Source organism: Methylobacterium crusticola, assembly GCF_003574465.1.
Taxonomy (GTDB): domain Bacteria; phylum Pseudomonadota; class Alphaproteobacteria; order Rhizobiales; family Beijerinckiaceae; genus Methylobacterium; species Methylobacterium crusticola.
The window spans coordinates 1-20,703 of the sequence record NZ_QOWC01000151.1 but is presented as its reverse complement, the minus strand read 5'-3'; the positions used below and the strand labels follow the sequence as shown (position 1 = coordinate 20,703).

Sequence of the window (20,703 nt, the reverse complement as noted above, 5' to 3'; positions counted from 1 at the left end):
CGCCCCCGGCGGGCGCCGTGCCCCGGGCGGGCGCCGCGCTCCCTCGTCCGGGCCGCCGCGATCCCGCCGGCGCGGGATGCCCACGGCCGCGCCCGCAATCCCGAGTGTGCCGCATGACCCCCTTCGTCCTCACGGGCGTGGTGTGCGCCGCGATCCTGCACGCGGGCTGGAACGCCGTCCTGCGCGGGGGCAGCGACCGGCTGTGGTCGATGACCCTGATGATGATCGCGGTCACCGGCGTCACGGGGCTCGCGTCGGCGTTCGTGCCATGGCCCGATGCGGCGAGCTGGCCCTACGTGATCGCCTCGGCCTTCATCCACACCGGGTACAACCTGTCGCTCGTGCGCACCTACCGCTCCGGCGATCTCGGGCAGACGTACCCCGTCTCGCGGGGCTCCTCGCCCGTCCTCGTCGCCCTGGGGGCGGCCCTGTTCGCGCACGAGACGCCCGGCCTCGTCGCCTGCCTCGGCATCGCGCTCGTGTCCGGCGGGATCCTCTCGCTCGCCTTCCAGGGCAGGGGGGTGCGCGCCGACTTCCTCCCCGCCGCCTTCACGACGGGCGTCCTGATCGGGGCCTACACGGTCGTCGACGGCATCGGGGTGCGGCTGTCCGGGAACAGCCTGGCCTACGCCAACAGCATGTTCCTGCTGTGGAGCCTGACGATGCCGGTCATCTACTACGCCATGCGCGGAGGGGTGCCGGCCTACACCGGAGCCCAGACCGCGATGGCGCTGACGGGCGGCGTCGTGTCGATCCTCGCCTACGGCATCGTGATCTGGGCCCTCCAGTACGACGCGATGGGCGCGGTCTCCGCCCTGCGCGAGACCAGCGTGATCTACGCGGCCGTCATCGGGCGCCTCTTCCTCAACGAGACGTTGACGGCGCGCCGGATCGCATCCTGCCTCGCCATCGCGGCGGGGGCGGCCTGCCTGGCGTACTGACCGGCCGGGCGCTGCCGCCCGGCCCCCGTGGCGCCTCGCGGCCGCCGCGGGCGGAACCCCGCCTCCGGAGGGGCCGGATTGCCCGGCGCGCGGGCCGGCCGGCCGCCTCAGGCCGCGAGCGCCGTCCCGGCGCGCTGCCGGGCGAGGGCCTCCTGCGCCGCGGCCTCGTCGAACTCGCCCGCCAGCTTCGCCGTCACCACGGTCGCGACGCTGTTGCCGATCACGTTGGTGGTCGCGATGGCGATCGACATGAAGCGGTAGACGCCGAACAGGATCGGCAATCCCTCCAGCGGCAGCACGCCGGTCGCCGCGACCGTCGCGGCGAAGACCACGAAGCTGCCGCCCGACACCGTGGCGGCGCCCTTCGAGGTCAGCAGCATGATCGCCAGGATGCCGAGCTGCTGCCCGAGGTCGAGCGGCACGTGGTAGGCGTTGGCCAGGAAGATCACCCCCATCGACATGTAGATCGAGGTGCCGTCGAGGTTGAAGGCGTAGCCGGTCGGCAGCACGAGGCCGACGCTCTGCTTCGAGCAGCCGTAGGTCGGCAGCTTCTCGAGCAGCCGCGGCAGCACGCTCTCCGAGGAGGCGGTGCCGAGCACGATGTAGATCTCCTCCTTGATGAAGACGAGGAAGCGGAACAGGTTGATCTTGAACAGGGCCGAGATCGTCCCGAGCACCACGACGATGAAGGCGACGACGACGGCGTAGAAGCTCAGCACGAGGTAGATCAGCGACAAGAGCACGCTGGTGCCGCTCGACCCGACCGCGAAGGCGACCGCCCCGAAGGTGCCGATCGGCGCGCACCACATGATGAGGTGGATGAACTCGAAGAACGCGTCCGAGACCGTGGCGAGGCCGCGCTCGATCGGCTGGCGCTTCCCGGGCGGGAGGTGCAGCAGGGCGGCGCCGAAGATCAGCGCGATGACGAGCACCTGGAGCAGCTCGCCCCGCGCGAAGGCGCCGATGAAGTTGTCCGGGAAGACGTTGAGGATGAAGTCGAGGGTCGAGTGCGGCGCGGCGGCGCCGGTCGGCGCCCTGCCCTGGGCGAGCGTCGCCTTCGTGGCCTCCGCCATGCCCTGGCCGACGCCGAGCAGGTTCCCGGCGAGCAGGCCCACCGCCAGGGCGAGGGAGGACACGATCTCGAAGTAGAGCATCGCGATCAGCCCGACCTTGCCGACGCGCTTGAAGTCGCCCGCCGAGGTCACGCCGACGACGACGCACAGGAAGACCAGCGGCGCCACCGCGGTCTTGATCAGGCGCAGGAAGATGTCGCCCAGGATCTTGAGCTGGGACGCGAAGCCCGGGAACAGGAAGCCGATTGCGGCCCCCAGGACCATCGCCACGATGATCTGGAAGCCGAGGTTCCTCCAGATCGAGGCGCGCGGCGTGGCGGCGGCGGGCGGCGGGTGCAGGTCGGTGGGCGTAGTGAGGGTCGTCGACATCGTTTCCTCCGAGGGAGCGTGGGCGGACGGCGACCGCGCGCTCTTGGTGCCGCCGGGGGCAATCGGCCCTGCGGCGCGGCGCATGCGGTCGGCGGGATGGGGAGCGGGCCGGGCTTCAGCGGTCGCGCGGCGCCGAGGCCAGGACGCGGTCGACCATCTGCGGCGCGGAGCCGAGGTAGTTCGCCGGGTCGGTCAGCCGGTCGATCGCGGCCCGGTCGAAGTGCCGCGCGACCTCCGGCACGGCGGCGAGGGCCTCGGCCAGCGTGCCGCCCTGCTCGTTGACGACGCGGCAGGCCGCGTACACGAGATCGTGCGCCTGCTGCCGGCCCGTGTGGGGGGCGAGCGCCATCATCACGGCCTCGGCCACGATGAGGCCGCGGCTGATGCCGAGGTTCCGGCGCATCTGCGCCGCGTCGACGACGAGGCCGCCGAGCGCGAACCGGGCCTGGTGCAGGGCGCCCGCCGTGAGCACGAAGCTCTCCGGGATCGCGATCCACTCGGCGTGCCAGGGGCCGGTCGCGCGCTCGAGGTCCTGCACCATGGCGTCGAGCATCAGCCCGGCCTGCTGGCGCACGCCCTTGGAGGCGGCGAGCATCAGTTCCGACGAGATCGGGTTGCGCTTCTGGGGCATGGTCGAGGAGGCGCCGCGCCCGGTGACGAAGGGCTCGTAGACCTCCGCGAACTCGGTCGAGGCCATGATCATCACGTCGAGCGCGATCTTGCCGAGGGAGCCCGCGATGAGGGCGAGCAGGTTGACCACCTCGGCGAAGCCGTCGCGCGCCACGTGCCAGGTCGAGACCGGCACGCCGAGGCCGAGCTCCCGGCAGAGGGCCTCCTGCACGGCGAGGCCGTGCTCGCCGAGCGAGGCGAGCGTGCCGGCCGCCCCCGCGAAGGAACCGACGAGGACCCGGGGGCGGACCTGGGCGAGGCGCTCGGCGTGACGGTCGAGGGCGGCGAGCCAGATCGCGGTCTTGTAGCCGAAGGTGACCGGCAGGGCCTGCTGGAGATGCGTGCGGCCGGCCATCGGGGTGTCGCGGTGGCGGCGCGACAGGTCGGCGAGGATCGCCCGCAACGCGTCGACGTCGGCCGCGACGAGATCGAGGCCGGCTCGGATCTGGAGCACGTTGGCAGTGTCCATGATGTCCTGGGTGGTGGCGCCCCAGTGGACGTAGCGGCCCGCCTCGCCGCACTGCTTCACGAGCTGGTGGACGAGGGGCAGGATCGGGTAGCCGACGTTGTCGGTCTCGCGGCGCAGGAGGTCGAAGTCGAGGGCCTCGAAGCTGCAGCGCGCGGCGATCTCCCGGGCGGCCTCGGCCGGAATGACGCCGCAGGCGGCCTCGGCCCTGGCGAGGGCGATCTCGACCTCGATGTAGCGCTGGATCAGGGCGTGGTCGGAGAAGATCGCGCGCACGGCCGGGGTGCCGAAGGCGTCGCGGAACAGGAGGGAGTCGATGACGGTGGTGGCGGGCGCCGGGATGGTGCGGGTCACGGTTTCCTCCGGCCGCCCGGGAGGCGGCGCTATTATGTACGGACATTAATGCCGGTAGATTATGTTCGGACATAATGTCAAGAGGAATCCGGCGCGCGAGCGCCGGCCGGCATGCGGGGCGGATTGATGAGCGAGACGCTGTGGGCGCAGGTGGCCCGGGATCTGACGGCCGGGATCGCCTCGGGCCGGTTCCCGGTCGGCTCGACGCTGCCGACCGAGCTCGACCTCTGCGCGCATTACGGGGCGAGCCGCCACACGGTCAGGACCGCGATCCGCCAGTTGCAGGACCGGGGACTGATCTCGCGCAACAAGAAGGCGGGGACGCGGGTCGAGGCGACGGTGGCGACGAGCGGCTACCGGCAGTCCCTGGCCTCCGTGGAGGACCTGATCCAGTTCGGCGCCGCCCACGTGCGCAGGGTGCAGGAGACCGCCGAGGTCACGGCGGACGCCGACCTCGCGGCGGACCTCGGCTGCGAGCCGGGCACGCGCTGGTTCCGGATCTCCAGCCTACGCCTGGACGGCAGGCCGGGCGGCGCCCCGGTCGGCTGGACCGACGTCTACGTCGACCCGTCCTACGCCGAACTGGGCGAGGTCGTGCGTGCCTCGCCGGACGTGCTGATCAGCACGCTGATCGAGCAGCGCTACGGCCGGCGCAGCGTCGAGATCCGGCAGGACGTCGACGCCGTCACGCTGCCGGCCGCGCGCGCCGCCGTCCTGGAGGCCGCCGCGGAGACGCCGGCGCTGCGGATCCTGCGCCACTACCTCGACGAGGCCGGCGCGGTGTTCGAGATCTCTTCGACCATCCACCCGGCGGGGCGGTTCACGGTCTCGCAGCGGATGCGGCGCATGACCGGGGCCGCCCGGGCCGGGTAGGGCCCGGCCGGCGGCGCGGCCGGGCGGACTTGCCGAAGGGACTTGCCGCGCGGACCTGCCGGGCGATCCCGCAGGGAGGACGGTCCGGGTCCGTCCGCGGAGGCGCGCACGCTCACTCGCCGCTTCGTGGCTTGCCCCGGGCCGCGACGTCCCGGGCCTGGACGAGCAGGCACCTCCGGTCGGCCGGATCGGCGATGTCCGCGAAGGCCCGCAGCAGCTCGAGGCACTCGTCCTCGGATGGCGACGCATCGCCGACCTTCTCCGTCAACTCCGGCACGCTCCCGGCAGCGCGCCCGGCACTCCCTGACGGACCCTGATCGTCTGCCAGCACGGACGCGATCCGTGACAGCAGACGGTCGGTCGATGTCCTGGCGGGAAGGTGGGTGCTCGATGCGCCCGTGCCGCACCCTGCCTGAATCTCTGCTGCAAAACCTTCCGATCCCGGGGATGAGCGTACGGCGGATTGCCATGCATCGTCGCTCGACTTGAGCGGATCGTCAGGTTTTTTGCTCATCGAGGTACATCAGGCCGCGTCTGCCCCGCCGGGCGGGATAGTGATGCAAGTTCGCATGCCAGTCAAAACCGCCTGTCTAAAGCCACGGTTGAACTCGCGGCGTCCCTGAACGTATCCGTTGGAACGCCGAGTGTCGGCTCTGCGGAGGGCGGCGATGCAGAAGTTGGATGTACAGGATGCCATAGGAGCCACAGCGTCGCTTCAGGCCGCGCTCGATGCCCAGGATGTCACGGGAAACTGGTACTGGGACACGGCCCGCGACCGGCTCACCACCGATACATTGGTTGCGCAGCTCTTCGGCATCGAACCTGAGTTGGCACGTACCGGCTTCTCCTCGGCCCGCCTGCTCGCCGGCGTCCACGTGGAGGATCGCGAGGACACCGCCCGGCGCATGGCCACCCTGTCGCAGACCGGCGGCTCCTGCGTGGCGGAGTTCCGGGCCTGCTCGGCCGACGGCAAGGTCCGCTGGGTCCTGGCGCGGGGACGCTACGAGCTGGACCAGGACGGCAGGCCCTGGCGCGGACAGGGCATCGTCATCGACATGACGGGCAGCCGCCTGAGCGAGAAGGCCTACGGCAAGCGGATCGACGGCAGGCCGGACCTGGCGCTCGAACGGATCGCCGATCACTGCCTCGAGGTCCGCAAGGAGCTCGAGGCGCTCGACGAGCCGTTCCTGAAGCGCCTGGTCAACATGCTCCTGCTCGAGATCGGCAGGCGGCTGCACCAGGCGATCAAGGACAAGAACCGCCGCAGCCTCATGTGACCGGCGCCGGCCCGCGCCCGGGCCCACTCGCACCCGTGCCCGGGGGAGACCATATCGGGGTCTCGACCGAAGGCCCGTCGGAGGACGATGAATGCCGACCTACGCGAGGAATGAAGCCGCCATCGCCGCGCTCTCCCCGGAGCAGTACCGCGTGACGCAGCAGAACGGCACCGAGCGGCCGGGGACCGGGGCGTACCTGGAGAACAAGGAGCCGGGCATCTACGTCGACGTCGTCTCGGGCGAACCCCTGTTCGCCTCGTCCGACAAGTACGAGTCGGGCTGCGGCTGGCCGAGCTTCACCAAGCCGATCGCGCCCGCCCACGTGGCGGAGCTGCGCGACACCACCCACGGGATGGTGCGCACCGAGGTGCGCTCGAAGCACGGCGACAGCCATCTCGGGCACGTCTTCCCGGACGGACCGCGCGACCGGGGCGGCCTGCGCTACTGCATCAACTCGGCCTCGCTGCGCTTCGTCCACCGCGACGCCATGGAGGCCGAGGGCTACGGGGCCTATCTCGACCAGGTCGAGGCGCGGGGCTGAGGGCGGGCGGGAGGCCGCTCCCGCCGGGGCGGCTCGCTCAGGGCAGGACCGCCAGGTAGTGGGCGAGCGCCCCGATCTCGGCGTCGGACAGCGTGCCGGCGACCTCGGTCATCGCCGCCCCGCCCGAACTCGGGCGCCTGGTGGCCCGGTAGTCGCCGAGCGCCTTGGCGATGTAGGCCTCCGGCAGGCGGGCGATGCGCGGCGCGGCCTGCACGCCCTGATACGCGTCGCCGTGGCAGGCGGCGCAGCGGAGCCGGGCCGCGGCCCCCTCGCCCGCCCTGGTCAGGTCCGGCTGCGCGTCGGGCGGCGGGGGCGTGTCGGGCACGGGCAGGGAGGAGAAGTACCGCCCGAGCGCGCGGATGTCGTTGTCCGACAACCCCGCCGCCATGCCCTGCATGATCTCGTTCTGGCGCCGGCCGCTGCGGAAGAACACCAGTTGCAGCTGGATGTAGTTGTTGGAATGCCCGGCGACCGGGGGCGCACCCTCGGCGAGCGTCCCGCCGTGGCAGGCGAGGCAGGGCTGGGCGACCTCGGGGGGATCGGCAGCCCGCGCCGGCTGGAGCAGGGCCAGGATCACCGCCAGCGCGCCGCCGGCCGGCCCGGACAGGATCCGGGCCGGCGCCGATGCGGTGCGGGGCCGACGCGGGCGGCCCGTCACTTGCCGTAGGCGATGCGGTAGATCGCACCGGCCCAGTCGTCGGAGACCAGCAGCGATCCGTCCGGCGCGACCAGCACGTCGTTGGGTCGCCCGGAATACTCGCGGTCGCCCTTAAGCCACCCGGACGCGAAGGTCTCCATCCTGGCGTTCTTGCCGTCCGGGTCGACGACCACGCGCTCGATGCGTCCGCCCTGGTAGCGGTGCCGGTTCCAGGAGCCGTGCTCGGCGATGAAGATGTTGTTCCTGTACTCGGCCGGGAAGGAGGAGCCGGTGTAGAACTTCATCCCCAGCGGCGCCACGTGCGCGCCGAGCTTCAGCACCGGCGGGGTGAACTCGGCGCAGGTGCGACCCTGGGCGAACTTCGGATCCGGCAGGTCGCCCTGGTGGCAGTAGGGGTAGCCGAAGTGCTCGACCACCTTGGAGACGACGTTGAGCTTGTCGCTCGGGATGTCGTCGCTCATCCAGTCGCGGGCGTTCTCGGTGAACCAGTACTTGCCCGAACGCGGGTCGATGTCGCCGCCGACGCTGTTGCGCACGCCGAGCGCGACGATCTCCGCGGCCCCGGTCTTCAGGTCCACGCGGCGGACCTGCGACACGCTGCTCGGCGGGTTGCCGACGTTGAAGGGGGGCCCGAGCGGCACGTACACCCAGCCGTCCTTGTCGAACGTCAGGTACTTCCAGCCGTGCGCCACGTAGGCCGGCATGTCGTCGTAGGCGACGACCGGCTCGGGCGGGTTGTCGAGCTTGGCCTCGATGTTGTCGTAGCGCAGGATCTTGTCGATCGCGACCACGTACAGCGCGCCGTCCCGGAAGGCGAGGCCGGTCGGCATGTTGAGGCCCTTGAGGATCGTCTTGACGACCTTCTTGCCGCCCTGGTCGACGACCGCGTAGACGTTGGTCGCCCCGAAGGAGCCGACGAACAGCGTGCCCTTGTCGCCGAAGGCCATCTGGCGCGCCTCGGGCAGCTGGCTCGCGTAGACGCTGATGGTGAAGCCCGGCGGCAGCTTCACGCCCTTCAGGTTGTCCGCCAGGTCCTCGTCGGAGGCCGGCAGCGCCGGGTTGGCGGGGGGCGCGAGCCCCTTCTGCTCCGAGGTCTCGTCGCCCAGGAACCAGTCCGGCGGCGGGTTCTTCCAGAAGGCCTTGCCGCCCGACTCGTAGTGCTTCAGCGCCTGCGCGTGGGCGGTCCCGGTGAGCAGGCCGCCCGCCACGAGGGCCACCCCCGCCAGGACCGCGCGCCGCGCGCCGCCCGCCTTCCCGATCCGGGTGCTCGTGCTCGCTCTCATCCCGCTCCCTCCCTCGTTCCGCCCGGCCGCTCCGCGCCGGTTCAGGCCCTCTTGATCCACTCCCGTCGCCCCTCGAGTCAACAGAGGCGGCGCGCGTTCAGGCGCGGGCCGGTCGCCCCCACACGCGACCGTGATCGGACGCGGGCCGGCGGGCGCCGCGCGCCCCTTTCCGGTTGCGCACCCGCCTCGGCGGGCGGGACCCCGCGCGGTGGCCGGCCCCGGGGGCCTCAGGCGAGCGGCCGTCCCGACGCGTCGCGCATCGTCAGGATGGCGGCGAGCGAGACGAGGGCGAGGCCCCCGATGTAGAGCCCGGGCCCGGTCGGCCACGCCAGGCGGTGCACGATCCAGGTCGCGGCCATCGGGGCCGTGCCGCCCACCAGGGCCATGGAGGCGTTGTAGCTGATCGCCACCGCGGTGCAGCGGGAGCGCTGCTCGAACATCTCCACGAGCGCCGTCGGCAGCACGGCGCTGTAGCCGGCGATCAGCACCGCGAAGACGACCTGGGCGGCGAGGATCAGCCCGGGCCGCTCCGTCGCGATCAGGGCGAACAGCGGCCAGGAGAACAGCGCGAGGCCGCCCGTCGAGAGGGCGAGCAGCGTCCTGCGGCCGATCCGGTCCGAGAGCGCGCCCATGAGCGGGATGGCGGCGGTCAGCACCGCCATGGCGATCGTGTTGAGGAGGAAGGCGGTGCTGTCCGGCAGGCCGTCCTCGCGGTGGAGGTACGTCACGAGGTACACGAACACGACGTAGAAGGCGGCGGCGAGCCCCAGGTTCATCACGAAGGCCCGCACCATGTCGCGCGCGTGCAGGTCGACCGCGGCGCGCAGGGGCGAGCGGTCGTCGGGCTCCGGTGCGTCCCCGGGCCGGCCCCCCTCGTCCATCTGCCGGCGCAGCACGGAGATGACGGCGCCGAGCACGATCCCGAGCAGGAACGGGATGCGCCAGCCCCACGCGCCGACCTCCTCGGGCGTGAGCAGGCTCGTGAGGATCACCCCGAGGATCGAGCCCGCCATGATGCCGGCGCTCGCGCCGACGCAGGCGAGGCTGCCGACCAGGCCCCGGCGCTCCGGCGCGGCGGTCTCGGCGAGGAACGCCGCCGAGGAGGTGTACTCGCCGCCCACCGACAGCCCCTGGCCGAGCCGCAGCGCGACCAGCAGCACGGGCGCGAGGAGACCGGCCGTCTCGTAGGTCGGCAGGCAGCCGATGGCGAAGGTCGAGACCGTCATCAGGCCGGCCGAGAGCACGAGGGCGGCCTTGCGGCCGAAGCGGTCGCCGATGTGGCCGAACACGACTCCGCCGAACGGGCGCATGAAGAAGGCGGCGGCGAAGACCGCGAAGGCCGACAGCAGGGAGGTGGTGTGGTTGTCGGACGGGAAGAAGTTCCGCCCGATCACGGCGCTGAAGTAGCCGTAGGCCGCGAAGTCGTACCATTCGAGCATGTTGCCGATGGCGCCCGCGACCACGGCGTGCCGCCGTGCCGGCCTCGCTCGCGCCGGTTCCGGCGCGAGCGAGGCCGGCAGGACCTGGTCGCCCGGGAGACGAGGCTGGTTCGGGTTCATGCTCGCCGTGCTCCCGCTCGCGTCGAGGCTGCGTCGCGTCCGCCGCTAGACTAGCACGCATCTGTTCCGCACAGCACAAGCAACCCCGGACACCAGTCGACGTCCGGCGCGGCGGTGGTCGCGGTCGGCGATCCCGGCGCGGGCGGGCGGGATTTTACCTCATTTTACCTGCGCTGCGCGCACCCGTCGGCTAAGTCTCGGGACGACGCGGCGGCGTCGGACGGCGTCGGGGCGGGCAGCGGCCGCGGGACCTCCGCGGGGGAGGCCGCTAGGCCGGACCGCCGGCCGGAGGCCCCCCGGACGGACGACGTCCGACGGCCCCTGGACGGACGAGGTCGGGCCGTGCGGTCGCGAGACGCGGAGCTGGCGGATGGGCAGTGCGGTCACCACCGACATCGACCGGCGCGAGGTCGTCGCCGGCGCGGCGGCCGGCCTCGCGGCCGCGGCCCTGCCGGCCCCGGCCGGGGCGCAGGCCGGCGGCCCGCTGCCGCCGGCCCTGCCGGTCTCCCTCACGGTGAACGGCGAGGCGAGGCGGCTCGTGCTCGACGCCCGGGTCACGCTGCTCGACGCGCTGCGCGAGCACCTGCACCTCACGGGCACGAAGAAGGGCTGCGACCACGGCCATTGCGGCGCCTGCACGGTCCTCGTGAACGGCACCCGCATCAATGCCTGCCTGAGCCTCGCCGTCATGCACGAGGGCGACGCGGTCACGACGGTCGAGGGCCTCGGGCGCCCGGGCGACCTCCATCCGATGCAGGCGGCCTTCCTCGATCACGACGCCTTCCAGTGCGGCTACTGCACGCCGGGGCAGATCTGCTCGGCGGTGGCGATGCTGGACGAGATCGGACGCGGCGTGCCGAGCCACGCGACGGGCGACCTCACCGCGCCGATGGTCCTCGGCGCCGGCGAGTTGCGGGAACGCATGAGCGGCAACATCTGCCGCTGCGGCGCCTACTCCAACATCGCGGACGCGGTCGCGGCCGTCGCCGGGAGCACGCCATGAGGCCCTTCAGCTACGAGCGGGCGGAGAGCCCGGCCGGCGCCGCGGCGGCCGTCGCGTCCCGACCGGGCGCCAGGTTCATCGCGGGCGGCACGAACCTCCTCGACCTGATGAAGTTCCAGATCGAGACGCCGACCCACCTCGTGGACATCCGGCACCTGCCCCTGCGGGCGATCGAGGACACACCGGACGGGGGACTCCGGATCGGCGCGCTCGTCACCAACACCGAGCTCGCCTCCCACCCGCGGGTCAAGCGCGACTACGGCGTCGTGTCCCGGGCGATCGTGGCGGGCGCGACCGGCCAGCTGCGCAACAAGGCCACCACGGCGGGCAACATCCTCCAGCGCAACCGCTGCCCCTATTTCTACGAGACGAACCTGCCCTGCAACAAGCGGGCGCCCGGATCGGGCTGCTCGGCGCTCGGCGGCGTCACGCGCTCGCTCGCCGTCATCGGCACGAGCCCGCACTGCATCGCGCAGAACCCGGGCGACCTGGCGGTGGCCCTGCGCGTGCTCGACGCCGGCGTCGAGACCGTCGGGCCGGACGGGAGCCGGCGCGCGATCCCGGTCGCCGACTTCCATCGGCTGCCCGGCGACGCGCCGGAGATCGAGGTCCCGCTCGCCCCCGGCGAGCTCGTGACCGCCGTCACCCTGCCGAAGCCCCTCGGGGGCAGCCATCACTACCACAAGGTGCGCGACCGGGCCTCCTACGCCTTCGCGCTCGTGTCGGTGGCGGCCGTCCTGCAGAGGGACGGGACGGGGCGGGTCGCCTTCGGGGGCGTCGCCCCGCGGCCCTGGCGGGTCGAGGCCGCGGAGGCGCTGCTGCCGCGCGGGCCCGCCGCCGTGGTCGCGGCGGCGTTCGAGGGCGCGACGCCGACGGCCGACAACGCGTTCAAGATCCCGCTCGCCGCGCGCACGCTGGCGCTCGTGAGCGAGGAAGGGAGGGCCTGACGCCATGCGGTTCGAGACCCCCGCGGGGCCGAACGCCGTCGACCGATCGACGGTCGTCGGCCGGCCGGTGCGCCGGATCGACGGCCCCCGGAAGGTCACCGGCACCGCGCCCTACGCCTACGAGCGCCACGACGTCGTCGCCGACCCGGCCTACGGCTGGATCGTCGGCGCGACGATCGCCCGGGGACGGGTCGTGCGGGTCGACGCCGCCGCCGCGAGGGCGGCGCCCGGGGTCCTCGCGGTGCTGACGACCCTCGAGCGCGACGCCCTCCCGCCGGGCCTGCGCACGACGCTCCCGCTGTTCGGGGGCGCGCAGGTGCGGCACTACCACCAGGCGGTCGCGCTCGTGGTCGCGGAGACCTTCGAGGCGGCGCGCGCGGCCGCCCACCTCGTCGCGGCCGAGTACGAGGCGGCGTCGCCCCGCTGCGATCTGGCGGCGGAGGCGGCCGGGGCCGAGCCGGTCGCGGACCGGGACGGCCCGGACTACCCGGCCGTGGACAGGATCGGCGACTTCGAGGCGGCGTTCGCGGCGGCACCCGTCAGGCTCGACGCGCACTACTCCACGCCCGACCAGACCCACGCGATGATGGAGCCGCACGCGACGACGGCCGCCTGGACGGACGGCAGGCTGACCGTCTGGACCTCCGCCCAGGTGATCGCCTGGCACCGCGGCAGCCTCGCGCAGGCCCTCGGCCTCCCCAAGGAGGACGTCCGCGTGGAATCGCCCTTCATCGGCGGGGGCTTCGGCAGCAAGCTGCTCGTGCGGGCCGACGCGCTCCTGGCGGCGCTCGGCGCCGCCGCGGTCGGGCGGCCCGTCAAGGTCGCGCTGCAGCGCCCGCTCATCGCCAACCACGGCACGCGGCGCGCCGGGACGATCCAGCGCATCCGCCTCGGCGCGACCCGCGACGGCCGGCTCACCGCCATCGGCCACCAGAGCGTCAACGGCAACCTCGCGGGCGCCTTCGCGGAGGCGGCGGTGGCGCCGACCCGGCTCCTCTACGGCGCGCCGAACCGGGACCTGTCCATGCGGCTCGCGACCCTCGACCTCGCCGAGGGCAACGACATGCGGGCCCCCGGCGAGGCGCCCGGCCTGATGGCGCTCGAGATCGCCATGGACGAGCTCGCCGAGACGCTCGGGATCGATCCCGTCGCCCTGCGCATCCTGAACGACACGCAGGTCGACCCGCGCAAGCCCGGGCGCCGCTTCTCGGAGCGCCACCTCGTCGAGTGCCTCAGGGTCGGCGCGGACCGCTTCGGCTGGGCGCGGCGCAACCCCGTCCCGGGCGCGGTGCGCGACGGACGCTGGCTCGTCGGCATGGGGATGGCGGCGGGCTTCCGCCTCAACCTCCCGTTCCCCTCCGGGGCGCGGATCCGGCTCGCGCGGGACGGCCGGCTGACGGTCGAGACCGACATGACCGACATCGGGACCGGCACCTCCACGATCCTGGCCCAGACCGCCGCCGAGATGATGGGCGTGCCGGTCGAGGCCGTGACGGTCCGGCTCGGCGACTCGGATTTTCCCGAGGCGGCGGGCTCCGGGGGCCAGTTCGGGGCGAACAACGCGACCTCCGGCCTCTACGCGGCCTGCCTCAAGCTGCGCGAGGCGGTCGCGGCGCGGCTCGGCTTCGACGCCGGCGCGGCCGAGTTCGCGGGCGGCGCCGTGACGGCCGGGACCCGCAGCGTGCCCCTCGCCGAGGCCGCGAAGGACGGTCCCCTCGTGGGCGAGGACCGGATCACCTACGGCGACCTCGACAAGGACTACGTGCAGGCGACCTTCGGGGCGCAGTTCGCCGAGGTCGCCGTCAACCGGTTCACGGGCGAGACCCGCGTCCGCCGCATGCTCGCCGCCATCGATGCCGGCCGCGTCCTCAATCCGCTGACGGCCCGCAGCCAGGTGATCGGCGCCATGACGATGGGCGTCGGCGCCGCCCTGATGGAGGCCCTCGCCGTCGACAAGCGCCACGGCTTCTTCGTCAACCACGACCTCGGCGGCTACGAGGTCCCGGTCCACGCCGACATCCCGCACCAGGAGGTGATCTTCCTCGACCATCCCGACGCGGTGTCCTCGCCCATGAAGGCGAAGGGCATCGGCGAGATCGGCCTGTGCGGCGTGGCGGCCGCCGTCGCGAACGCCGTCTACAACGCCACCGGCATCCGCGTCCGGGACTACCCGGTCACGCTCGACAAGATGCTGGACCGGATGCCGGGCGCGGCCTGAGGGCCGGGACGGGGATGCGCGGGGTCCGGGAGGCGGGCGAGCCGGACCGTCGCGACCGGCCGCGCCGGGATCGCGAGCGCGCGGCCGGACGCCCGGGGGCGGACCGCCGGCCCGCCTCCCCGCCGGGACGGTGCGCGCGCGCCCTCCCTGGCGTACCATGCCGCCATCGGTCACGTCGGGCAGGCATCTCCGCCGCCGGGACCCTGTCGGATTGGTGATGCGCTCGGGCGACCAGACGTCTGGCAAGGCGGTTGCGCGGTTGATGGCGGGCGAGGCCGCCCCGTCCGGCGCGTCGGCCCGCGCGGGTCCGGGCGCCGGCGGGCTCGGCCGCGGGGCGGGAGGCGCGGCGGGCGACGGCGGTGCGCCCGACTGGCTGTTCGGGCCGTTCCGCCTGTCGCCGACGCGCCTCTCGCTCACCTGCGGCGATCGCGGGGTCAGGATCGGGGCGCGCGGCCTCGAGATTCTGCTCCTGCTCGTCGGCCGGGCCGGCGAGACCGTGTCGAAGGCCGAGATCATGGCGGCCGTCTGGCCCCGGCTGTTCGTCGACGACCGGAACATCAAGGTCCAGATCTCGGGGATCCGCGCCATCCTGCGCACGCACGGCCGGCAGGCGGACTGGATCCGGACCGTGCCGGGGCGGGGATACCGCTTCGTCGGACCGGTGACGGGCGCGCCCTCCGGCCGGATCGCGGCGCCATCGCCCGCCCCGGCGCCATCGCCCGCACCGGTCGACCTGCCGCCCTGCCCCCGCCTCGTGGGCCGGGACGAGGAACTGGCGGGGCTCGGGCGGGCGCTGGCGAGCCACCGCGTGGTGTCGCTCGTGGGCCCGGGCGGGATCGGCAAGACGACGCTCGCCGTCGCCCTCGCGGGCGCCGCGGCGCACCACTTCGCGGACGGGGTGTACTTCGTCGACCTCTCGAAGGTGAGCGCGGCCGAGTTCGTGCCGGCCGTCGTCGCGCTCTCGCTGCGCGTCGTCCCGGCCAGCGTCGACATCGCGTCCGACGTCGTGCGGCACCTGTCGGACCGGAACTGCCTCGTCGTCCTCGACAATTGCGAGCACGTGATCACCTGCGTGGACGGTCTCGCGGGCCGGATCGTCGCGGCCGCGCCCGGGACCCGCCTGATCCTCACGAGCCGGGAGCTGCCCCGGGCCGCCGCAGGGCCGGTGTGCCGGATCGAGCCCCTGCGGCTCCCGCCGGCCGGCGGGGCGATCCCGGACGCGGCGGCCCGGCGCTACCCTGCCGTCGCGCTCCTCCTCGCGCGGATCGCGGAGCGCGGCGCGGGCACGCCGCCCGCGCTCGACGTGCAGAGCGCGGTGTCGATCTGCCGCCGGCTGGACGGCGTGCCGCTCGCCATCGAGCTCGTGGCGAGCCAGGTCGCCGAACTCGGCGCCGAGGCGGTCCTGCGCCGGCTCGGCGACGACTTCCTGCTGCTGCGCAGCGCCTGCCGCGACAAGCCGGTGCGGCACCACACGCTGCTGAACGCGATCGCGTGGAGCTACGATCGCCTTCCGGACGGCGAGGCGGCGGCGTTCAGGGCCCTGGCCGTCTTTGCCGGCTCGTTCGACGCCGGCGCTGCCCGCGCGGTCGCGCCGGGGAGCGACGCGTCCGCCGCGCCCGTGCGCGAGGCGCTGGCGCGCCTCCACGCGAAGTCGCTGATCGCCCGCGCGCCGACGCCGACCGGCGACGGCTACAAGCTGACGGACGCGGTGAGGGCGTTCGCCAGGGAGACGCTGGCCGCGAGCGGAGAGTACGAGGTCCGCGCGGAGGCCCACGCGCGGTACCAGCTCGCCCGTCTCCTGCGCCTCGACGACGAGGAGGCGCAGGCCCGCCCGTCCGGCCGGGGAGCGATCCCGGGCGACATCCTCGACGAACTGAGGTCCGCGATCGCCTGGGCGATGGAGCGGCCGGATCGGTCCGCGCTCGCGGTCGCGCTCGCGGCCGCGGCGATCTCGCCGCTCGTCGAGATGTCCCTGATCGCTGAGTGCGCGGCGTATTCCGGGCGGGCGCTCGCCCTGATCGCGCAGGAAGGCGGCGCGCGGCACCGGGTCCACCGGGCCAAGCTCCTGATCGGGCTCGCGACCTGCGGGACCTACTCGCAGGGCGAGGCGCGGCCCGCCCTGGCGCTCTGGCAGGCGGCCCTGTCCGCCGCCCGGGAGGCCGGCGCCGAGGACCTGCTGCTGCGCGCGCTCGCCGGCACCGCGACCCACGAGCTGCTGGTCGGGCAGCACCGCACCGCCGTCGCGCGCCTGCCCGAGTTTCGCAGAGTGGCCCATCGCCGCGCGGACGCCGCCGCGATCGGCGAGTACCGCAACCTGCGGGCCATCGCCGACGTGAAGATGGGGAACCTGCGCAGCGCCCGCCGGCGCCTGCTCGCGCTGGTCGAGCAGCCCGGGGCGCCGCCGCCCCGGGCCGGCCGCTTCCAGGTCGATCCCGGCGCGCGCCTGAAGATCGCCCTCGCGATGGTGCTCTGGCTCACGGGCGACCCGCTCCGGGCGTCCGGCGTCGCCCGCCAGGCCGTCGCGGATGCCCGCGCGACGGGCCACGGCCTCTCGCGCTGCTACATCCTGGCCATGGGCGCCTGCACGACCGCCCTCAGGAACGGCGACCGCGAGACCGCCGCCCACTTCATCGCGGAGCTCGACGACGTCATCGCCCGCGACGGGCTGACGGGGTGGCTGCCGGTCGCCCGATGCTTCTCCCTGCTGGCGCGGTCCCTCGGCGGCGGGGCGATCGATCGGGAGGACGCGGCGGCGGTCCTCGAGGGCCTGCTGACGGGCCCGGCCTCCTTCCGCCGGCCGAGCTACCTCGCCATGCTGGGCGAGGTCTTCGCGCGCCACGGCATGATCGCGGATGCCAGGCGGGCCCTCGACGCGGCGGCGGAGAAGATCGCGGCGTCGCAAGGAGAGCGCTGGCACCTGCCGGAGATCCTCCGGGTCCGCGCACTCGTCGCCTGGAAGGACGGCGACCCCGAGGGCGCCCGGAGGCTTCTCGCGCGGTCGGTCGCCCTGGCGGGACGGATGAACGCGGTGTCCTGGCGGCTGCGGTCCGCCACGGACCTCGCGCTCCTCCTCGAGGAAGGGGGCCGCCGGCCCGAGGCGGTCGCGGTCCTGCGGGACTCCCTCGCGCCGCTCCGCGGCTGCGCGGTCGGCTTCGTCCTGGCGGCGGAGGAGCTCCTCGGGCGGCTCCTCGGGACGGGCAGGCCGGAGGCCGCCCCGGGCCGCCGGGTCCCGGATGGGGCGGTCGGGGCGCGGTTGCGGCCCGCCGCCGCGCCGGTCGCGCCAGGGTGCGGGCCGGACCCGGACGCGCCGAGCGGATCGCGGCGCGCGGCGCGACGGCCCCTCGAGGCTCCGCGCGGCAGTGCTCCGGCGGGCACGCGGACCGGACCGTCCTGACAGGCCGTCCAGCTCCCGAACGTTCCTCCTGCCGGTCCGGCCGACGCCCGGCCCGCACGCGCTCCGCGCGGCGCGGCGGCGCGCCCCCCGGCCCGCCTTCACCCCGGGCGGTCCGCCGCCCCGCGCTCAGGCCGGGTCGGGGAAGAACCGGTTCGGCGGGCGCGCCAGCCCGAGATGGTCGCGCAGGGTCGTGCCGTCGTACGCGCGCCGGAACAGGCCGCGGTCCTGGAGCTCGGGCACCACCGTGCGGACGAAGTCGTCGAGCCCGCCCGGCAGGTCGGGGAACATCACGTTGAACCCGTCCGAGCCCTCGGTCTCGAGCCACTCCTCCATGCCGTCGGCGATGGTGCGCGGGGTGCCCACGAAGGCGAGGCCGGCGTAGCCGCCGAGGCGCTGGGCGAGCTGGCGCACCGTCAGGTTCTCGCGCCGCGCGAGCGCGATGGCGCGCTCGCGCCCGCTGCGGCTCGCGTTGGTCTCCGGGATCTCGGGCAGGGGCGCGTCCGGGTCGAAGCGCGAGGCGTCGTGCCCGAGCGCCACCGACAGCGAGGCGAGCGCGCTGTCGTAGTGGACGAGGCTGTCGAGGCGCGCCCGCTTGGCGCGGGCCTCCGCGTCGGTCTCGCCCACCACCACGAAGGCCCCCGGCAGGATCTTGAGGGCGTCGCGGGGGCGGCCGGCCGCCGCCATGCGGCCCTTCACGTCGGCGTAGAAGGCCTGCCCCTCCGCGAGGCTGCCATGCGCCGCGAAGACGACCTCGGCGGTCTCGGCCGCGAGGCGGCGCCCCGGCTCGGAGGCGCCCGCCTGCACGATGACGGGCCAGCCCTGGACCGGCCGGGCGATGTGCAGCGGCCCCCGCACCGAGAGGTGCGCTCCCTTGTGGTCGAGGACGTGCAGGCGGTCGGGGTCGAAGTAGATCCCGCTCTGCGCGTCGCGCACGAAGGCGTCGTCGGCCCAGCTGTCCCACAGGCCCGTCACCACGTCGTAGAACTCCCGCGCCCGGACGTACCGCTCGTCGTGGGGCACGTGGTCGTCGAGGCCGAAATTCAGCGCCGCGTCCGGGTTGGAGGTGGTGACGATGTTCCAGCCGGCCCGGCCGCCGCTGATGTGGTCGAGCGAGGCGAAGCGGCGGGCGATGTGGAACGGCTGGTCGAAGGTGGTGGAGGCGGTCGCCACGAGGCCGATCCGCTCGGTCACCGCGGCGAGGGCCGAGAGCAGCGTGAACGGCTCGAAGGACGTGGCCGTGTGGCTGCGCTTGAGCGCCTCCATGGGCATGTTCAGGAGCGCGAGGTGGTCGGCCATGAAGAAGGCGTCGAACTTCGCCTCCTCCAGGGTCTGGGCGAAGCGCTTCAGGTGCGCGAAGTTGAAGTTCGCGTCCGGGGCGGCGCCCGGATAGCGCCAGGCTCCGGTGTGGATGCTGACCGGGCGCATGAAGGCGCCGAGCTTCAGCTGACGACGTGAGGCCACGAGGGGGTCCTTCCTGGGCGTTGGGCTCCGGCCCCCGTCGGCGGCCGGGGCGCGGCGCGGTCGAGCGCCGGGTGGAGGCTGCCGTGCCGGGGCCGGTCGATCGCGCCGGATGCGGGAATCATCGGCCGTGACGGCCGGTCAGGGAACGGATGCTCCAACCACACGGGGCGTGCAAGAATAATATTCCCACTGCATTCGCGGCGCGCCGCGACGCGATAGTCTCTATCAGACTTGATCAGATCGGGTCAAACGAGGCCGCCGGCCCGGTCCGGGGAGGGATCCTGGGCGGATCGCCGCCCCGCGGGGGCAGCACCCCGGGCGGGCGCGGCGGTGCCGGCAGATTGCCCCGCGGTGCAAGCGGAGAGCGCGCTGCGGCGGGCGTCGCGCATCGACGCAATTCGACGCGAAAATTCCAAGCAATTCAGAGCGGCTGCTTGGTCAAGTGTTCACGATTCGGCGCGAGGCTCATCTACAGATTGAAACTAAAATCAGGGACAACCGATTTCGGATCACGTCCCACGGAGGGTTCCCATGCTGTCGTCCCTGATCACCGGCCTCAAAGCCCCGTCGACCCGGTCCCTCGAGTTCCTGGCCGGGTCGGACCTGCTGTCGTCGACTGCGCTGATCACGAACCCGATCTCCATCCTCGGGCCGATCGCCTCGGCGGTCGAGGAGACGAGCGATGACGGGCGCAATGCGGGGGGCGGCAGGGCCGACGACGGCTCCGGCCCGTCGGGCGCTCTCGACGGCGCCCTCGCGGAGCACGTCCGCGCCGCCCTGGCCCTGACCGGGAGCGGCGATCCCGCCGCGCCGGCGCCGGCGGTCGATCCGGGGCATCCCGGTGCCGAGGCGGCCTCCATCGTGACGGCCGTGACCGCCGTGACGGCCCTGACGGCGCAAGGCGGCGTTCCGGCGGTCCTCGACGCCCTGCCGGCTGCCGCCGCGATCCTGGCGGCCGCCCAGGAGCCTGCCGCGCCGACTGGGCTCCTGGCGCCGGTCGCGGAGGCGGCGAACCAGACGGTGCTGGAGTTCCACGCGGACCTCGAGGAGATCGGCCACCGCAACCCGATCGTGAACGACCCGATCCACGCCCTCACCGCCCTCGGCGAGACGGCGGGCCTCGGCTATCTCGGGACGCCGGGCGGCCTCGTCACCGACGTCGCGAACCTGCCGGGCGCCGCGATCCTCGGCGGCGAGGGCCTCGGGGCCGTCGCGCCGGTCCTGCACGACCTGGGCACCGCCGCGACCGCCGCCGGGACCCTGATCACCAGCGTCGCCGCCGTGCCGGCGAGCGGCGGGGGGCTGCTGGCGCCGGGCGGCGGGCTCGGCGCGGTCGCGAGCCTCGCCAACGAGGCGGTGTCCGATCTCGGCGCGCTCGGCAGCGCCGCCGGCCTGGGCCAGCTCGGCACCCAGGGCACCCTCATCACCGACGCGGCGAACCTGCCCGGGGCGCTCCTCACCGGGGCGGGCCTCGGCGCGGCGGCGCCGGTCCTCGCCGACCTCGGCACCGTCGCGGCCGCGACCGGATCCCTGGTCGACGGCCTCGTCGGCCACCTGGCAGGCCCGGCCGTCCCCGGCGGGGCCAACCTCCTCGGGCCCGGCGGCGCGCTCCAGCCC

At 74.0% G+C, this 20,703-nt stretch carries 15 protein-coding genes and 1 pseudogene; 9 read left to right on the top strand and 7 right to left on the bottom strand.

Annotated elements, in window-relative coordinates; translation table 11 throughout:
* Window positions 1-113 precede the first annotated feature (113 nt).
* Window positions 114-941 (top strand): EamA family transporter, encoded by an 828-nt coding sequence (locus DT057_RS27095; protein ID WP_128565202.1) that lies wholly within the window; start codon window positions 114-116, stop codon window positions 939-941.
* A 107-nt stretch (window positions 942-1,048) separates the two neighbouring features.
* On the opposite strand, the gene DT057_RS27090 is transcribed toward DT057_RS27095, so the two are convergent.
* Together DT057_RS27090 and pcaB are read right to left on the bottom strand one after the other, a co-directional pair.
* Complete coding sequence (locus tag DT057_RS27090) at window positions 1,049-2,383, bottom strand: cation:dicarboxylate symporter family transporter (RefSeq protein WP_128565201.1); 1,335 nt, start codon at window positions 2,381-2,383, stop codon at window positions 1,049-1,051.
* Window positions 2,384-2,498: 115 nt separating this feature from the next.
* Complete coding sequence (gene pcaB / locus DT057_RS27085) at window positions 2,499-3,872, bottom strand: 3-carboxy-cis,cis-muconate cycloisomerase (RefSeq protein ID WP_407068155.1); 1,374 nt, start codon at window positions 3,870-3,872, stop codon at window positions 2,499-2,501.
* A 126-nt stretch (window positions 3,873-3,998) separates the two neighbouring features.
* On the opposite strand from pcaB, the gene DT057_RS27080 reads away from it, so the two are divergent.
* Complete coding sequence (locus DT057_RS27080; protein ID WP_128565200.1) at window positions 3,999-4,745, top strand: GntR family transcriptional regulator; 747 nt, start codon at window positions 3,999-4,001, stop codon at window positions 4,743-4,745.
* A 112-nt stretch (window positions 4,746-4,857) separates the two neighbouring features.
* Here DT057_RS27080 and DT057_RS35655 read toward each other — a convergent pair whose 3' ends face one another.
* The gene (locus DT057_RS35655; protein ID WP_162501523.1) at window positions 4,858-5,013 is read right to left on the bottom strand and encodes a hypothetical protein; all 156 of its coding nucleotides are present in this window, start codon (window positions 5,011-5,013) and stop codon (window positions 4,858-4,860) included.
* A 400-nt stretch (window positions 5,014-5,413) separates the two neighbouring features.
* On the opposite strand from DT057_RS35655, the gene DT057_RS27075 reads away from it, so the two are divergent.
* Window positions 5,414-6,022 carry a PAS domain-containing protein gene (locus DT057_RS27075; protein WP_128565199.1) on the top strand — a complete coding sequence of 203 codons (609 nt, stop codon included), beginning with the start codon at window positions 5,414-5,416 and terminating at the stop codon, window positions 6,020-6,022.
* Between the two features lie 91 nt (window positions 6,023-6,113).
* Window positions 6,114-6,563 (top strand): peptide-methionine (R)-S-oxide reductase MsrB, encoded by a 450-nt coding sequence (gene msrB / locus DT057_RS27070; RefSeq protein ID WP_128565198.1) that lies wholly within the window; start codon window positions 6,114-6,116, stop codon window positions 6,561-6,563.
* Window positions 6,564-6,600: 37 nt separating this feature from the next.
* Here the strand turns inward: msrB and DT057_RS27065 are convergent, their stop codons facing one another.
* The 3 genes from DT057_RS27065 to DT057_RS27055 all read right to left on the bottom strand — a co-directional run bounded on the left by DT057_RS27065 (window position 6,601) and on the right by DT057_RS27055 (window position 10,063).
* Window positions 6,601-7,140 carry a c-type cytochrome gene (locus DT057_RS27065; protein ID WP_128565197.1) on the bottom strand — a complete coding sequence of 180 codons (540 nt, stop codon included), beginning with the start codon at window positions 7,138-7,140 and terminating at the stop codon, window positions 6,601-6,603.
* A 77-nt stretch (window positions 7,141-7,217) separates the two neighbouring features.
* Window positions 7,218-8,504 (bottom strand): PQQ-dependent sugar dehydrogenase, encoded by a 1,287-nt coding sequence (locus DT057_RS27060; protein WP_128565196.1) that lies wholly within the window; start codon window positions 8,502-8,504, stop codon window positions 7,218-7,220.
* A 227-nt stretch (window positions 8,505-8,731) separates the two neighbouring features.
* Window positions 8,732-10,063, bottom strand: a complete 1,332-nt coding sequence (locus DT057_RS27055; protein WP_128565195.1) for an MFS transporter — start codon at window positions 10,061-10,063, stop codon at window positions 8,732-8,734.
* 370 nt (window positions 10,064-10,433) lie between these two features.
* On the opposite strand from DT057_RS27055, the gene paoA reads away from it, so the two are divergent.
* From paoA to DT057_RS27035, 4 genes are all read left to right on the top strand, one after another.
* Window positions 10,434-11,066: an aldehyde dehydrogenase iron-sulfur subunit PaoA gene (gene paoA / locus DT057_RS27050; protein ID WP_128565194.1), complete on the top strand. Its 633-nt coding sequence runs from the start codon at window positions 10,434-10,436 to the stop codon at window positions 11,064-11,066.
* Window positions 11,063-12,013: an FAD binding domain-containing protein gene (locus DT057_RS27045; protein WP_128565193.1), complete on the top strand. Its 951-nt coding sequence runs from the start codon at window positions 11,063-11,065 to the stop codon at window positions 12,011-12,013. Before paoA ends, DT057_RS27045 begins: the two co-directional genes overlap by 4 nt.
* A 4-nt stretch (window positions 12,014-12,017) precedes the next feature.
* Complete coding sequence (gene paoC, locus DT057_RS27040) at window positions 12,018-14,231, top strand: aldehyde oxidoreductase molybdenum-binding subunit PaoC (RefSeq protein ID WP_128565192.1); 2,214 nt, start codon at window positions 12,018-12,020, stop codon at window positions 14,229-14,231.
* Between the two features lie 262 nt (window positions 14,232-14,493).
* Window positions 14,494-17,625, top strand: coding sequence for an ATP-binding protein (locus DT057_RS27035; protein WP_162501522.1), 3,132 nt, complete (start codon window positions 14,494-14,496; stop codon window positions 17,623-17,625).
* Between the two features lie 126 nt (window positions 17,626-17,751).
* Here the strand turns inward: DT057_RS27035 and DT057_RS27030 are convergent, their stop codons facing one another.
* Entirely contained in the window at window positions 17,752-19,086 is a 1,335-nt protein-coding gene (locus DT057_RS27030) for an LLM class flavin-dependent oxidoreductase (RefSeq protein ID WP_162501521.1), read from the bottom strand.
* A gap of 531 nt (window positions 19,087-19,617) precedes the next feature.
* Between DT057_RS27030 and DT057_RS27025 the strand changes: the two are divergent.
* A pseudogene (locus DT057_RS27025) lies at window positions 19,618-20,703 on the top strand (hypothetical protein); the annotation flags it as partial.

What these genes read in the sequence shown, in the direction of transcription:
- DT057_RS27095 (WP_128565202.1), top strand. Translation starts at nt 114, where the DNA reads ATGACCCCCTTCGTCCTCACGGGCGTGGTGTGCGCCGCGATCCTGCAC.
- DT057_RS27090 (WP_128565201.1), bottom strand. Translation starts at nt 2,383, where the DNA reads ATGTCGACGACCCTCACTACGCCCACCGACCTGCACCCGCCGCCCGCC.
- DT057_RS27080 (WP_128565200.1), top strand. Translation starts at nt 3,999, where the DNA reads ATGAGCGAGACGCTGTGGGCGCAGGTGGCCCGGGATCTGACGGCCGGG.
- DT057_RS27075 (WP_128565199.1), top strand. Translation starts at nt 5,414, where the DNA reads ATGCAGAAGTTGGATGTACAGGATGCCATAGGAGCCACAGCGTCGCTT.
- msrB (WP_128565198.1), top strand. Translation starts at nt 6,114, where the DNA reads ATGCCGACCTACGCGAGGAATGAAGCCGCCATCGCCGCGCTCTCCCCG.
- DT057_RS27060 (WP_128565196.1), bottom strand. Translation starts at nt 8,504, where the DNA reads ATGAGAGCGAGCACGAGCACCCGGATCGGGAAGGCGGGCGGCGCGCGG.
- DT057_RS27055 (WP_128565195.1), bottom strand. Translation starts at nt 10,063, where the DNA reads ATGAACCCGAACCAGCCTCGTCTCCCGGGCGACCAGGTCCTGCCGGCC.
- paoA (WP_128565194.1), top strand. Translation starts at nt 10,434, where the DNA reads ATGGGCAGTGCGGTCACCACCGACATCGACCGGCGCGAGGTCGTCGCC.
- DT057_RS27045 (WP_128565193.1), top strand. Translation starts at nt 11,063, where the DNA reads ATGAGGCCCTTCAGCTACGAGCGGGCGGAGAGCCCGGCCGGCGCCGCG.
- paoC (WP_128565192.1), top strand. Translation starts at nt 12,018, where the DNA reads ATGCGGTTCGAGACCCCCGCGGGGCCGAACGCCGTCGACCGATCGACG.
- DT057_RS27035 (WP_162501522.1), top strand. Translation starts at nt 14,494, where the DNA reads ATGGCGGGCGAGGCCGCCCCGTCCGGCGCGTCGGCCCGCGCGGGTCCG.